This is a genomic window from Chryseobacterium carnipullorum (assembly GCF_900142785.1).
Taxonomy (GTDB): Bacteria; Bacteroidota; Bacteroidia; order Flavobacteriales; family Weeksellaceae; genus Chryseobacterium; species Chryseobacterium carnipullorum.
This window is the reverse complement of the sequence record NZ_FRCD01000003.1, coordinates 66,514-79,687: the sequence shown is the minus strand read 5'-3', so window position 1 is coordinate 79,687 and position 13,174 is coordinate 66,514. Positions and strand designations below refer to the sequence as shown.

The following is a 13,174-nucleotide window of genomic DNA, read 5'->3' as shown; positions in this document are numbered from 1 at the left end:
AAGTTAATGAAGAAAATAATGATTGATGGCAGTCATTAGATTGAGAGCGTAAAATGATGAGATGAAGAAAGATCAATGGAGCAGAATCATCTAAAGGTATGCATAACTTCGTGCTTCCATCTTCCTTCTATGAGTAAAAAAATATTGTTAAACCATAAAAACAAAACGTTATGAAGATTTTTAAAATAGCAGCTTTAAGTGCCGTATTTGCCGCACAGTTCGCTTTTGCGCAGTTTAAGCAGACTCCCCTTCCTTATGCATACAATGCACTGGAAGGTTCAGTGGATGCTCAGACTATGGAAATTCACTATTCAAAACATGCGGCAGCGTATGTTGCGAATTTGAATAAAGCGATCGCGGGAACACCACAGGAAAAACAGACCCTTTTCCAGATCCTTTCAAATGTTTCTAAACTGACTCCGGCAGTAAGAAACAATGCCGGTGGACATTATAACCACGAACTTTTCTGGACCGTTCTTACTCCGGTAAAAAATACACAGCCTTCTGAAAAATTGACTAAAGCAATTACGGAAACTTTCGGAAGCATGGATGCTTTTAAAGCAAAGATCAGCAAAGCAGGGGCAGATCGTTTTGGTTCAGGATGGGCATGGCTTGCTGTAGACAAGAGCGGAAAATTATTCGTGTCTTCTACACCTAACCAGGATAACCCTCTGATGGATGCAGTGGAAGAAAAAGGAACACCGATCTTAGGAATTGATGTTTGGGAACATGCTTATTATCTGAAATACCAGAATAAAAGAGCAGATTATTTAAATGCTATCTGGAATGTGCTTAACTGGAAAGAAGTGAGCAGAAGATATGATGAAGCGGTAAGCAAAAAATAACACATGAATTTAATTTGCAGCATATTCCTTACTTTCTATATGGTGTTCAGACCTCTGATCCCACTGGTGGAGTATGCTGTAAATTATAATTATATTTCCACCGTTCTTTGTATCAACAAAAGCAAACCGGAACTTCACTGTAATGGAAAATGCTACGTAAGCAAAGAATTAGCAAAGACGAATGATTCTGACTCTTCGCCTCTGAATAAAACCAAAAGTTCAGGACAGAAAATTATTGATATCTGTACACTTCCTGAAATTATATCCATCCAAAAAGCAGAAAAATTTCTTTCTGTAAATTTCAATTTTCTCTACGAAACAGCCTATTCTTTTCTGTTTCTGAAACACATTTTCAAACCACCTGTTTTTTTAGTTCAATTTTAATCATTACAAAACTACAGAACGCATATAAGGTTCGCTGAAAATTCAGTATTCTCCTATATAGTTTTCAATACACTTTACATAACTGAAGTGTCAAAAGCTTTTGTGCCTTTGATGTGATATTTTTCACCACAAATTGCACAGATTTTCACAGATGTTTATGCCTGTTATTCGGGATAAAAATCTTTGATTTTTTTAAAAAACTTAAGTGAACTTCTTATCCAAAAGCCTTTCATCTTCAAATAACTTAAGTGTCAAAAAACTTTTGCGCCTTTTGTGGTTAAAAAATGAATGTTCACGCATTCAAAAGCATTTCTATTCATAAAATTCAACTTAAAAAATCAAAATGAAAATTTATAAATTTTTATCATTATTATGTATTGCCTTTAGCGTATTCACTTTAATCTCATGTCAGAACAGCGATGATGACGATCCGCAGGATACTTCAACCGGAAACCTTCAGATCAAATTTGAAAATGGATTCAATAATCTTGGGAATATTGTGCTCAACCAAACGGTACAGACTTCTGCTGCCGGTCAGAAGCATAACTTCTCAGCGCTAAAATATGTCATCAGCAATATCACACTGATCGACGAAGGTGGAAACGAATTCAAATACAACGAAAACAATCCTGATAAAGGGGCTTTTATCATAGACCAGGCAGATGCCGTGGCGGGTGTCGTATATATTGATCTCAATAATATTCCTAAAAATAATTATAAAAAAGTAAAATTCGGCCTTGGAATCAGTCAGAAAGCTTATCTCTTGGGACAGGATGGTCAGGCAGAATTCTGGACAAAAGCGAAACAGAAAGGAATGTCATGGTCATGGGCTGCCGGTTATATTTTTGTAAAGCTTGAAGGGAAATATGGAAGTGGTACAGCCGACACCGAATTTATGAATCATACCGGAAACATGGGAAATGTAACAGCTAATACTACACCCGATCTTTACCGGGAAATTACGTTGAATCTTCCGACAACAGCCAGAGTAACTTCACAGATAAAACCATCCATTCACATCCTTGCCGATCTCAATCAGTTTCTGAGTGGAAGCAAGACCCTTTCTCTTACTACAGAAAATAATATGATGATGGGCTCCAGTCAGCATTTGGTGGATGTTACCAATAACCTGACAGCCATGTTTAAAGTAGATCATGTTCACAATGATTAGGATTTTACTGAAAACAATACTGCTTGTCATTACTTTTTTAAGCTGTCTGTCCTGTTCAGATGAGGTCATGCAGCCGCTGGATAAGGATGAAGCCTATTCACTGCAGTTTCCGTCTTATTTTCCTGATATGACTTTCGATGCATCCGGCAACCCCGTTACAAAAAATGGAGTAGAGCTGGGCAGAAAATTATTTTATGAAGGGAGACTGTCAAGAAATAACACGATATCATGTGGTTTCTGTCATATCCAGGAAAATGCTTTTACTCATCACGGCCATACCGTAAGCCATGGTGTCGATGACAGAATAGGGATCAGAAATGCGCCACCTATTCAAAATATGGCATTTCTCAAAAGGTATATGTGGGACGGCGTGATTCATAATCTTAATGAACAGCCCATCATCCCGATTACAGATGTGAATGAAATGGACAGCTCCATGCCGGAGGTGCTCGCTAAGTTAAAAGACGATCAGAAATATAAAAAACTTTTCATGGCAGCCTATGGTGACGAAAATATGACGGGCGAAAGAATATTAAAAGCTCTTTCACAGTTTATGGCGAGTATGATCTCTGGAGATTCAAAATATGACAGAGTAAAACAAGGCAAAGAAGTATTTACTTCTGAGGAAGCCCAGGGATTTGCGCTTTTTAAGCAGAAATGTACGACCTGTCACAGTGGAGAATTATTTACAGATGAAAGTTTTAGAAATACCGGAATGTATTACAATGCACAGTTCAAAGATGCCGGACGTTATCGCGTTACTCTTGATCAGGTGGATTGGATGAAATTTCGTGTCCCGAGTCTGAGAAATGTAGAATATACCGCACCGTATATGCATGATGGAAGATTTTACACCCTGGAGGCAGTTCTGAATTTCTACTCGGATAATGTAGAAGATAATCCCAATCTTGATCCACAGCTTAAGCAGAACGGACATGTCGGAATTGCGATGAATACTCAGGAAAAACAATTCATCATCGCCTTTTTGAAAACCTTGTCAGATAAAACCTTCATTTCTAATCCAAAATTTGCAGAATGATCATGATGAACATGAATAAAATAATTTTTATCCTCAGCCTGACATTATCGTTGGTTTGTCATGCTAAAACAATCAACGATAGTCTTTATATTGCAGCCCCAATTAACAGAATCGTTCTGGATGACTGCGATGCCTGTGGCTGTGCCGCAGGAAACGGTTCTTCAGGTTTTGAATCTTTGCTGAATCCCCAGTTTATAGGAATCAAATATTTTGCCCAGCATTATAAAGCCAAAGAAAACCTTTTTGTCAAAGATCTCACGCAGGATCAGTACTTCAATACCCTTCAGATATGGGGGAAAATTCCATTGACACAAAAGCTGAGTGTATACGCCAGCCTGCCATTTCATTTTCATGAGAAGAAAACAATGCAGGGCGATATCAAAATTAATGGTATCGGAGATTTGAACCTGATGGGAATTTACCGGATCATCAATTCTAAGGATAATTTTCACCAGCTCAACGGAGGGCTGGGCGTAAAAATTCCTTTGGGTAAGTTTGATGAAAAAGGAGCTTCCGGTGTCAACCCCAGTTTCCAGCTGGGAACGGGAAGCTGGGATTATCAGGCCGCTTTAAACTATAAATTTCAAAAGAACAAACTGGCTGTACTGGTCAATACAGATTACACCGTAAAAACCGAAAATAAAAAGAATTACCGTTTCGGAAACCAGTGGAATTATGCAGCAACAGGTTTTTATCAGCTCGCAGGAAATGAAAAGACTATTTTTTCGGCAAAGGCAGGACTTCAGGGCGAAGTCTATGATAAAAACAAACAGTTTGATGAAGTATTGCCTAACACTGCAGGTAGTGCCTTATATGGAAAACTAGGTTTTGAGGCTTCCTATAAAAAATTCAGCTTAGGGGGAGAAGTGATGCTTCCTGCTTATTCTAATCTGGCAGGGGGTGACATTGAAGCAAAATCCAGATTCAGTGTTTTTATCAATTTTGGAATTTGATGTAAATATTGTTGAAATCTTGGTGATGCAGGATTCCGAAGCCAGCAGTTGTCATTATTGACAATTATTTACTATTAATGAACCTTATAGATTTTTAAAATCTATAAGGTTTTTTACAGTAAGCAATTCATTCCCTTCAAAGGTTAATGTAAACACTGCATCCGTGATTGATCTTAAAACAATTGTTTCTGATGAAGATAACCTTTCATCTGCCATTGTAAAATCAATTAAATCCAATTCAAATCCGGCCGCTGTTTCTGCTGTGATCAATAGAAATGACGAACTTTTTCAGACCCCGATTGCTTCAGGAACTGCTGATATTAAAATTACTTTAATTCAAATGGAAAAGTTGTTAACACACAGCTTAGCAATGGTCAGATCAATGTAAGCATGCTTCCAAAAGGAGTATATATTCTGAAGGCTGTTACTGATAAAGCAGTATATCAGCAGAAAGTATTCAAAAAATAGTTTTCACAGTCTATTTTATTTCAATGAATCGGCGGCCCGCAGGGCCGCCGATTTTTTTAGCTTATTAAGTAAAGGCACAAAAGAACTCGGGCAGGCTGAAAGCCTGCCCGAGTTCTTAATAAGTACTATCATTTAGTTCGTAATTCTGATCTTACGGGTATAAGTTTTTTTGTCTTTTGCTTCCACCGTCAGGATGTAAACACCTTCTGGTTGTGGAGTAGACAGTTCAAAAGTATTTGATTTCAGGGTAGAACGGTGTACTTCTTTTCCTGAAGTGTTTCTTAGGGTAACTTCGGCACCTTCTAATGGAACGGTACCCCCCAAAGTAATCTGTCCGGCTTTGCTGTACGCCATGATCGTAGCAAGAGGATCCTGGTAAGCATAATACACTCTGAATCCTCCTCCCAGACTTAGTACACCTCCGCTCAGTCTGATTTTAACTGCGTTATATGAACTGACAGGAATAAATTCAATTGTGGCTCTGTTAGGACTGTCTGCAAGCTTTAGTAAACTGGCGGTAATCATTTGGCTGTCGTTATTAGCGGTAGCTCCGCTCATTGTTTCTATATATACACCGCTTAACAGCTGAACGGTCAGGGGAATATTATTGGTACCGATACCAATGACTAATTTAGTATTCGTTCTCACTTCAGGAAATCTCAAGGTTTGTTCAACACCTCCCAGTAAAACGGTGCCCATTACCAAGGTAGAATAGTTATCTTCGTTATCTCCCACTGCATTCAGAGGATTCTGTACAGCACATCCCAGACATACACCATACACATTCGAATACTGATCGTTCGCATAGATTCTGCTTTGTGCCTGTATATTGGCTGACTGAAACAAGAATGCTGACAATAAAGTGGCCTGAAAAAGGCGGCTCTTTGAAAGTAGAATAGATTTCATACTATAGAGATTTAGGGTTAATGTTTTAACCAAATTTAAGCATAAAAGTATATGTATGCAATATTATCTCTATCAAATGTGAATTATGTAATGATTATGTAATCTTGAGTTGAACTACTTACATTTTATAGTTTCAGATATGAGGGAAGAACCAGAATTTCCGGTTATATATGATTCTTCAGATTTTGAATCTATTTTTTCCTTCCTTTAATGTTGGGTAGAAAAGCAGTGATAATACCGATAAGAGGCAGAAAAGCACAGATTTTAAATACATATTCTATTCCTGTATCATCAGCTACAGCTCCCAGTACTGCAGAACCAATTCCGCCCATTCCAAACATAAATCCAAAAAACAATCCCGCTACCAATCCAATTTTATTGGGCATAAGGTCTGTAGCATAGACCAGAATGGCTGAAAAGGCAGAGGCGATAATTAAGCCGATTAAAACAGCAAATATGATTGTCCATGCCAGAGGAAGATAGGGAAGGCAAAGAGTAAAAGGCGCGGCTCCCAGAATAGAAACCCAGATAATTTTCTTACGGCCATATTTATCTCCTAACTTTCCTCCTAAAATGGTTCCTATGGCAACGGCTGCCAGAAACATGAATAAATAAAGCTGTGAATCTTTTACAGAAATATGAAACTTATCAATGAGAAAGAACGTAAAATAATTCGTCATTGAAGCCAGATAGATGTATTTCGAAAATACCAAAGCCAGTAAAACACTGATGGAGAAGATAACCTTTTTACGGGATAGCTGTACCTCAATGATATTATCCGGATGTATCGCTGATTTCTTAAATGATAGTCTTTCCGCATACCAGTTTCCGATTCTCCATAATACGATAATGCCTATAAAAGCAGCAATGGCGAAAAGGGCAACATAACCCTGACCTAAAGGAAGTATAATTAAAGCAACCAGTAAAGGACCGATCGCACTTCCAGAGTTTCCTCCTACCTGAAAAATGGATTGGGCGAGTCCTTTTTGACCACCGGATGCCAGTTGGGCAACTCTGGAAGCTTCAGGATGAAAGATGGATGAGCCCATCCCAATTAATGCAACTGCTATGAGAATCACATAATACTGATGGGCAGCGGCTAAAAGTAATAAACCCGCCATGGATAATCCCATTCCTATAGCCAGAGACCTTGGATTAGGCTTTTTATCAGTGTAGATTCCTACAAAAGGCTGTAAAATAGAGGCCGTAAGCTGGAAGACTAAAGTGATGATCCCAATCTGGGAAAACGATAAGCTGAATTCACCTTTTAAAATGGGATATAAAGAAGGAATTGTAGATTGGATCAGGTCATTAAGCAAATGAGAAAAACTGATCATAAATAAGATCGGATACACTATTTTGGAAGTGTCAATGGTTTGTGTCTGTACCTTGTCCATAATATTGAAATCTTAAATTCATCTGGTCATCTGATGAATTTTATTATAAATTTAGTTTTTAATATACTTTTTCAACAATAAGCTGTGCAATGCGCGCTGCAGTGTCGGAATCTTTATTTTCGATAGCATTATAAAGTTCAGTATGTATTTTTTGAGAAAGTTGAAATGAAGCAGTGTTGTTATCATGACTGCTCTCAAAAGTTCTGAGAATATGCTTACTGGCAATTCTGTAAATTTCTTTCAAAAGACTATTACCACACGCTTCGGCAATAGAGATATGAAAATTGATATCTGCCTGATAGCACTCCAATGCCTGGTTTTCTTTTGCAAACTGATTTCTTAGATCCAGATACATTTTAATAGTCTCTAATTCATTTTCACTTCGGTTAGCAGCTGCTTTCGCGGCAATTTTTGAATCTAGAAGTGCGCGCACCTCATATACTTCGTTGAATTCGGCATTATTGATTTGATCTTCCAGTGATTCCTGAATGTTTTTAGAAGTCACAAAAGTACCAACACCCTGTTGCACACTCAGAACTCCTTTTATCGATAAAATTTTTATCGCTTCACGGATTGTGGACCTGCCGACACCATACATTTTCATCAATTCCGGTTCAATCGGAAGCCTATCACCAACAACATACTCTTCATTGGTAATTCCCTGAATTAATCTTTCTGCGACTTCCTGAGCTAATGATTTTCTTTGAATCTGCATATACATCTTATCATCTGATGAATGCAAAGGTAAGTATTTTTAAATAGATTCTATAATGATTTTAATTCTTTTTGTACCAGTTTAGATAAGGAGGAGAGAGGTAGAGAGAGAGAAAGATAGGACAGGAAATCCCAAATAGGGAATATGACCCAAATAAAAAGAGAGATTCTAAAAAATAGAATCTCTCTTTAAGTAGCCCGTAGGGGAATCGAACCCCTCTTACCAGAATGAAAATCTGAGGTCCTAACCGATAGACGAACGGGCCATCTACCAAACTGCAAATATAATCTGCAGGGCTAGTTTTTTGTTTTTATAAGTTTCAACTCTTATTTTATAATCACCCGGTTAGTAGTGATTAAGTTTTGTAGCCCGTAGGGGAATCGAACCCCTCTTACCAGAATGAAAATCTGAGGTCCTAACCGATAGACGAACGGGCCTACTATACTTTTACGCTAATTTATTAACGTGCTTAGTTAATTTGCTTTTCAAGTTAGAAGCTTTGTTCTTGTGGATAATATTTTTCTTAGCTAATTTATCCAACAAAGCGATAACTTTTGGCAGTTGCTCTGTAGCAGCAGCTTTATTTTCTTCATTTCTCAAAACTTTAAGAGCTGTTCTTGCAGTCTTGTGATAATATCTGTTACGAACTTTTCTAACTTCGTTTTGTCTAATTCTCTTTAATGCTGATTTATGATTTGCCATATCGTTCAAATGTGAGTGCAAAACTATAAACTTTTTTTTAATCTGCCAAATTTATTTTTAAAAATTTTTAATTTTCTTCTGACAGGTATTTTCTGAGTTTATCTATTGCTTGTTCTATTTTTAAATTCTCTTGTTCTCGTTCTATTTTCTTGATTGTGCTACTTAGCATAATCATTGCGTTGTTCCATTCTCCAGTAGTGTTGGTGAAGGTAAGTCCATCAATTGTTACTTCAAAGGCGACCCTTTCTCCAGTCCTGTAAAGTCTGAAACTTATTTTATCATCCCTGCCTGTAATCCCGTCTTCATTGATTTGTAAATCGTAACTTTTTGGGTTAGAGTGGATTTTCTTAAAAAGAAGTTTTGCTTCTTGTATTTTTAAATCCGGCATGATATCAAATTTGGTAGCCTATAGGAGAATCGAACTCCTGTTGCAAGGATGAAAACCTTGAGTCCTAACCACTAGACGAATAGGCCAAATTTTGAGGTTGCAAAAGTAATGATTAACTTTTTAACTTCAAAATTATTTTATAAATTATTTAAAAACTTTTTGAATAATCGTGTTCTTGATTCCCTTGGATTCAAGGTCTTTTTGAAGCTTTACAGCATCTTCCAAAGTGTAAACTTTGCCGTACGTGTAGTAAAAAATACCATTGTCTTTATTCCTCTCCACATCCTTAAGTGTCTGAAGGATAAATGAGTTCCCATTCAGCTTTTCGCCTACATAAACCTCGATGGTATAGTAACCCGTCAATAGTTTTTGATTCGGCATAAATCCTACCGCATAGGCATTTCTGAAACCTGCATCTTTAGCCGTTTTTAAATTGATATCTTTTACAGAGGCCATGTTCGTTACCCCATAATAGTACTTGTATTGTCCATTGTCTTTGAGAGGGAGAATATAATTTAATCCTTTCAAAGCTGGATCTCCGTCATTGTATTTGGTAGGTGAACTCAGCAATAAAATTCTGAAATCATTTTTCAGTGGAGTTTCTGCCGGCTTCTCAGGTTCAGGTTTTCTGGTAGCAATAGAAGAACCTCCTGTTTTTCTGTCAATCGCTTTTTTATAATCGATAATGGCATTATAGATGCTTTCAGAAATTTCTTGCTGACCTTTTTCAGACGCCAGATAGTGACTTTCTTCAGGGTGATTGATGAAACCCGTTTCTATCAGTACAGATGGCATGGCGTTCATACGAAGTACGTGAAGGTTTTTCTGGAAAACACCTCTCGAGAATCTTTTATCTTTATTCACGAAATTACCTTCCACCAGTCCGCCAAGCAGTAAACTTGACTCCAGATATTTATTCTGCTGCAGTTTCAGCGCAATAAGAGATTCCGGAGAACTTGGATTGTAAGAACCAAAGGTTTGCTTATCCTTTTCATCAAGAAAGATCACGTCATTCTCTCTTTTTGCCACTTCCAGGTTTTCATCATTCTGATTCGGGCCCTGTACATACGTTTCTGTTCCGTAGGCTGTAGGTCGTTGCGAAGAATTACAGTGGATCGAAACAAAAAGGTCAGCCTTACTTCTGTTGGCCAGATTTGTTCTGTCCGAAAGTGAAGGATATTCATCAAACTTACGGGTATATATTACTTTAAAATCTCTGTTTTTCTCCAACATTGCCCCTACCTTTAAGGTAACAGCAAGCGTAACGTCTTTTTCTGCCACCCTTCCAATATCCGCATAAGACCTGTTCGCTCCGTGATCACTTCCCCCATGTCCGGCATCTAAAACGATCGTAAATTTCTTTTGCGAAAAAAATAAAGTGCTTGAAAGAATAAGGAAAAATGATAAAATTATTTTAAATTTTTGTTTGTACATCTTACAGTTTTAAAAATTATACTAATTTTGAGCCTTAATTATATATAACAAAATTGGCCAAAACCGTCCTCAAAAATATATTACAAATTTTAATTATCCTAATTTTTAACAATTTTTTAGCACAGAAAAACCCTGAAAAATTGCCTAAAAATGTGGTTAATGATACTATTTCCAAAAAGGATACCATTGTTGTAAAAAAGGAAGCATTAGATGATATTCTCCGTACAAAAGCGGACGATCAGCGAAGAGATGTTCCTAAAAAAATGACATTCCTGAATAAAAATGCCCAGGTAAAATACCAGGACATGCAGATTGATGCAGATTATATTTCGATCGACGATAATAAAAATCTCATCTATGCCCGTGGAAAATTGGATTCTCTGGGAAAAATTATTGAACCTGTAATTACTACTCAGGCAGGGAAAAAGTATGAAACCAACGAGTTCAGCTACAATACAAAAACCAGACAGGCCATTGCCTTTAATGCAAGAACAGAAGAAAGTGGTGGGGTGATCACCGCCCAGAAAACTAAAAAATATAGTGATTCTGTCTTTGCCATGAGGAATGCAGATTATACTACCGACGAATATTATATCAAGAAAAAAGATACTGCATCGGATTATTTTATGCGTGCCTCGAACATTAAGCTGATCAAAACCAAGAATAAATCACAGATTGTTACCGGACCTATTCAGATGTACATCGAAAAGGTTCCCACTCCTCTTATTCTTCCATTTGCGATCCTTCCGTTTTCAGAAAAAAGAGCAGCAGGTATCCTGATCCCGAGTTTCGGGGAAAGGGAAGATGTCGGGTTTTTCCTGAACGGACTTGGATACTATCAGCCGATAGGGGAGCATTTTGACCTTAAAGTTCTCGCTGATATCTATACCAAAGGGAGCTGGAATTTAAGACCACAGATGAATTATCTGAAGAAATACCGGTATTCCGGAACCTTTACGGCAGATGTAGGAACGATGGTAAGGGGAATTAAAGGTCTGGATGATTACACGAAAAACAGTACATACAGAATTGCATGGACGCATACTCAGGATTCAAAAGCGAACCCTTTCCTGACTTTTAGTGCTTCAGTTGATATTGTGAGTACCAAGTTTTATAACAATCCGCTTAACAACAACTATATTTTCAACCAGAATGTTCTGAATACGCAGCAGAGTTCAGCCGTAACGGTGACCAAAAGATTTTTGAAGCTGCCTGCCACCATCACCGGATCGGCATCATACTCTCAAAACTTTGCAACCGGACTGGCAGATCTTCGTCTTCCCCAGATGAATGTGGCGATCAACCAGTTCTATCTGTTTAAATCAAAAACAGGAGTAAGACAGGGACTCCTTGAAAATATTACAGTGAATACCGGTTTTAACCTGACAAATTATGTCAGCACCCAGGAGAATGAGCTTTTTACCAAGGCAATGTGGGACAAAATGCAGACAGGACTTAAAAATAATATTGCTTTAGGAACCAATACAACATTAGCCAAATATTTTACCTTCAGTTTAAGTGCGAATATTGATAATGCCTTAACAACAAAAACGCTTAACAAATTCTATGATCCTGTAAAAGCTGTGGATGTAGAAGAGATCCAGAAGAATGTGGCAGGTTATTCTACATTCTCTTCATCAGCCAGTCTACAGACCACGCTGTACGGAATGCTGAAGTTTAAGAAAGGATCTGTTGTGGAAGCAGTAAGACACATGATGACACCGAGTCTTAGTTTTACCTATTCACCGGATTTCTCAAGTCCTGGCTTTGGCTACTATAAAAATTACTATAATGCACAGGGTGCTTTAACGCCTTATTCTATTTTTGAAAAAGGAATTGTTGGAAGTCCTTCAAGTGGTGTTGTAGGAGCTTTAGGTTTTAATATTGGAAACAATATCGAAATGAAAGTAAAATCTAAAAGTGACTCTACCGGTGTAAAGAAAATAAAGATCTTCGAATCTCTTAACCTTTCAGGAAATTACAATTTTGCAGCAAAAGATCACCCGTGGTCTGTATTCAGTATCAATGGGCAATCTTCTTTCTTTAATAATAAACTGAGTGTTAACACAAGTCTTGCGCTGGAACCGTATAAAATCTATTTTGCTCCGGGTGCTACTCAGGGAATCAGAACAGAAGAGTTCGGTCACTTCAGTGTGCAGGGATTCAACGTACAGCTGTCCTATCCTTTGAGCAGTGAGATTTTTGGAGAGAAAACAGATTATGCCAAAAAGTATCCTTCAAAGGGAGAAGTGAGAAATGAAAACTATTATTTTGATAATGATAATTATGCCCATTTCGATCAGGCATGGACTTTAAATATCAATGCGAACTATGCCTATTCAAAAGGACTTTCAGCACTTGGCAATAAAATTGCTTCTGTAGGTCTTGACGGTAGTATTAAGCTTACTCCTTACTGGAATATCAATGGGAGCACGCATTTTGACCTTGTAACGAAGGATTTGGCGTATACAAGAATAGGATTCTCCAGAGATCAGCGAAGTTTCACGATCAACTTTAACTGGGTTCCCTTCGGACAATATAAGGTATATGACTTCTTTATCGGTATCAAAGCCAACATCTTAAGCGATGCGCTGAAATACAAGGACAGAAGTTTTACACAGCCTAATGCACCTTTCTAATATCAAATTGAGAATTGTCAATATAAATTTTATATTTGCAACCAAAATAAATTCTAGTGAAATCACTGTCGACGGAATTGCCCCAAAAGCGATTACAGGAGATAGGGATTGATGACCTTGGAAAAATAAATAT

14 protein-coding genes and 3 tRNA genes are annotated in these 13,174 nt (G+C 37.6%); 8 read left to right on the top strand and 9 right to left on the bottom strand.

The genetic code is table 11. The annotated features are described in order from the left end of the window. The first annotated feature begins 170 nt into the window (after positions 1 to 170). From BUC06_RS04300 to BUC06_RS24275, 7 genes are all read left to right on the top strand, one after another. A complete protein-coding gene (locus tag BUC06_RS04300; RefSeq protein WP_073330170.1) occupies positions 171 to 845 on the top strand; it encodes a superoxide dismutase in 675 nt (224 codons plus the stop codon). Between the two features lie 3 nt (positions 846 to 848). Continuing rightward, complete coding sequence (locus BUC06_RS04295) at positions 849 to 1,229, top strand: hypothetical protein (RefSeq protein WP_073330167.1); 381 nt, start codon at positions 849 to 851, stop codon at positions 1,227 to 1,229. Between the two features lie 343 nt (positions 1,230 to 1,572). Further along, entirely contained in the window at positions 1,573 to 2,400 is an 828-nt protein-coding gene (locus BUC06_RS04290) for an MbnP family protein (protein ID WP_073330163.1), read from the top strand. Beyond that, positions 2,393 to 3,439, top strand: coding sequence for a cytochrome-c peroxidase (locus BUC06_RS04285; protein WP_073330160.1), 1,047 nt, complete (start codon positions 2,393 to 2,395; stop codon positions 3,437 to 3,439). The genes BUC06_RS04290 and BUC06_RS04285 overlap by 8 nt, the downstream gene beginning before the upstream one ends. 11 nt (positions 3,440 to 3,450) lie before the next feature. After that, complete coding sequence (locus tag BUC06_RS04280) at positions 3,451 to 4,392, top strand: transporter (RefSeq protein ID WP_073330783.1); 942 nt, start codon at positions 3,451 to 3,453, stop codon at positions 4,390 to 4,392. Between the two features lie 163 nt (positions 4,393 to 4,555). Continuing rightward, positions 4,556 to 4,780, top strand: coding sequence for a hypothetical protein (locus BUC06_RS24060; RefSeq protein ID WP_073330157.1), 225 nt, complete (start codon positions 4,556 to 4,558; stop codon positions 4,778 to 4,780). After that, a complete protein-coding gene (locus tag BUC06_RS24275; RefSeq protein WP_338076020.1) occupies positions 4,771 to 4,860 on the top strand; it encodes a T9SS type A sorting domain-containing protein in 90 nt (29 codons plus the stop codon). The genes BUC06_RS24060 and BUC06_RS24275 overlap by 10 nt, the downstream gene beginning before the upstream one ends. Positions 4,861 to 4,992: 132 nt before the next feature. On the opposite strand, the gene BUC06_RS04265 is transcribed toward BUC06_RS24275, so the two are convergent. The 9 genes from BUC06_RS04265 to BUC06_RS04225 form a co-directional block, all read right to left on the bottom strand. After that, positions 4,993 to 5,766 (bottom strand): T9SS type A sorting domain-containing protein, encoded by a 774-nt coding sequence (locus BUC06_RS04265; RefSeq protein WP_073330154.1) that lies wholly within the window; start codon positions 5,764 to 5,766, stop codon positions 4,993 to 4,995. Between the two features lie 191 nt (positions 5,767 to 5,957). After that, positions 5,958 to 7,163, bottom strand: coding sequence for an MFS transporter (locus tag BUC06_RS04260; RefSeq protein WP_073330151.1), 1,206 nt, complete (start codon positions 7,161 to 7,163; stop codon positions 5,958 to 5,960). Positions 7,164 to 7,221: 58 nt separating this feature from the next. Continuing rightward, complete coding sequence (locus BUC06_RS04255) at positions 7,222 to 7,905, bottom strand: FadR/GntR family transcriptional regulator (protein ID WP_139263290.1); 684 nt, start codon at positions 7,903 to 7,905, stop codon at positions 7,222 to 7,224. Positions 7,906 to 8,071: 166 nt separating this feature from the next. Next, positions 8,072 to 8,143: transfer RNA gene (locus BUC06_RS04250), tRNA-Glu, on the bottom strand. Positions 8,144 to 8,243: 100 nt separating this feature from the next. After that, a tRNA-Glu gene (locus BUC06_RS04245) sits at positions 8,244 to 8,315 on the bottom strand. A 10-nt stretch (positions 8,316 to 8,325) separates the two neighbouring features. Next, positions 8,326 to 8,580: a 30S ribosomal protein S20 gene (rpsT, locus tag BUC06_RS04240; protein ID WP_073330148.1), complete on the bottom strand. Its 255-nt coding sequence runs from the start codon at positions 8,578 to 8,580 to the stop codon at positions 8,326 to 8,328. 67 nt (positions 8,581 to 8,647) lie between these two features. Continuing rightward, positions 8,648 to 8,968: a hypothetical protein gene (locus BUC06_RS04235; protein ID WP_047454243.1), complete on the bottom strand. Its 321-nt coding sequence runs from the start codon at positions 8,966 to 8,968 to the stop codon at positions 8,648 to 8,650. Positions 8,969 to 8,979: 11 nt separating this feature from the next. Continuing rightward, positions 8,980 to 9,054: transfer RNA gene (locus tag BUC06_RS04230), tRNA-Glu, on the bottom strand. Between the two features lie 58 nt (positions 9,055 to 9,112). Continuing rightward, positions 9,113 to 10,402: an N-acetylmuramoyl-L-alanine amidase family protein gene (locus BUC06_RS04225; RefSeq protein ID WP_073330145.1), complete on the bottom strand. Its 1,290-nt coding sequence runs from the start codon at positions 10,400 to 10,402 to the stop codon at positions 9,113 to 9,115. A gap of 53 nt (positions 10,403 to 10,455) precedes the next feature. On the opposite strand from BUC06_RS04225, the gene BUC06_RS04220 reads away from it, so the two are divergent. Next, the gene (locus tag BUC06_RS04220; RefSeq protein ID WP_073330142.1) at positions 10,456 to 13,041 is read left to right on the top strand and encodes a putative LPS assembly protein LptD; all 2,586 of its coding nucleotides are present in this window, start codon (positions 10,456 to 10,458) and stop codon (positions 13,039 to 13,041) included. Positions 13,042 to 13,174: the final 133 nt, after the last annotated feature.

Coding starts and splice junctions, on each gene's coding strand:
- rpsT (WP_073330148.1), bottom strand. CDS start 8,580: ATGGCAAATCATAAATCAGCATTAAAGAGAATTAGACAAAACGAAGTT.
- BUC06_RS04235 (WP_047454243.1), bottom strand. CDS start 8,968: ATGCCGGATTTAAAAATACAAGAAGCAAAACTTCTTTTTAAGAAAATC.
- BUC06_RS04260 (WP_073330151.1), bottom strand. CDS start 7,163: ATGGACAAGGTACAGACACAAACCATTGACACTTCCAAAATAGTGTAT.
- BUC06_RS04225 (WP_073330145.1), bottom strand. CDS start 10,402: ATGTACAAACAAAAATTTAAAATAATTTTATCATTTTTCCTTATTCTT.
- BUC06_RS04265 (WP_073330154.1), bottom strand. CDS start 5,766: ATGAAATCTATTCTACTTTCAAAGAGCCGCCTTTTTCAGGCCACTTTA.
- BUC06_RS04300 (WP_073330170.1), top strand. CDS start 171: ATGAAGATTTTTAAAATAGCAGCTTTAAGTGCCGTATTTGCCGCACAG.
- BUC06_RS04280 (WP_073330783.1), top strand. CDS start 3,451: ATGAATAAAATAATTTTTATCCTCAGCCTGACATTATCGTTGGTTTGT.
- BUC06_RS04290 (WP_073330163.1), top strand. CDS start 1,573: ATGAAAATTTATAAATTTTTATCATTATTATGTATTGCCTTTAGCGTA.
- BUC06_RS04285 (WP_073330160.1), top strand. CDS start 2,393: ATGATTAGGATTTTACTGAAAACAATACTGCTTGTCATTACTTTTTTA.
- BUC06_RS04295 (WP_073330167.1), top strand. CDS start 849: ATGAATTTAATTTGCAGCATATTCCTTACTTTCTATATGGTGTTCAGA.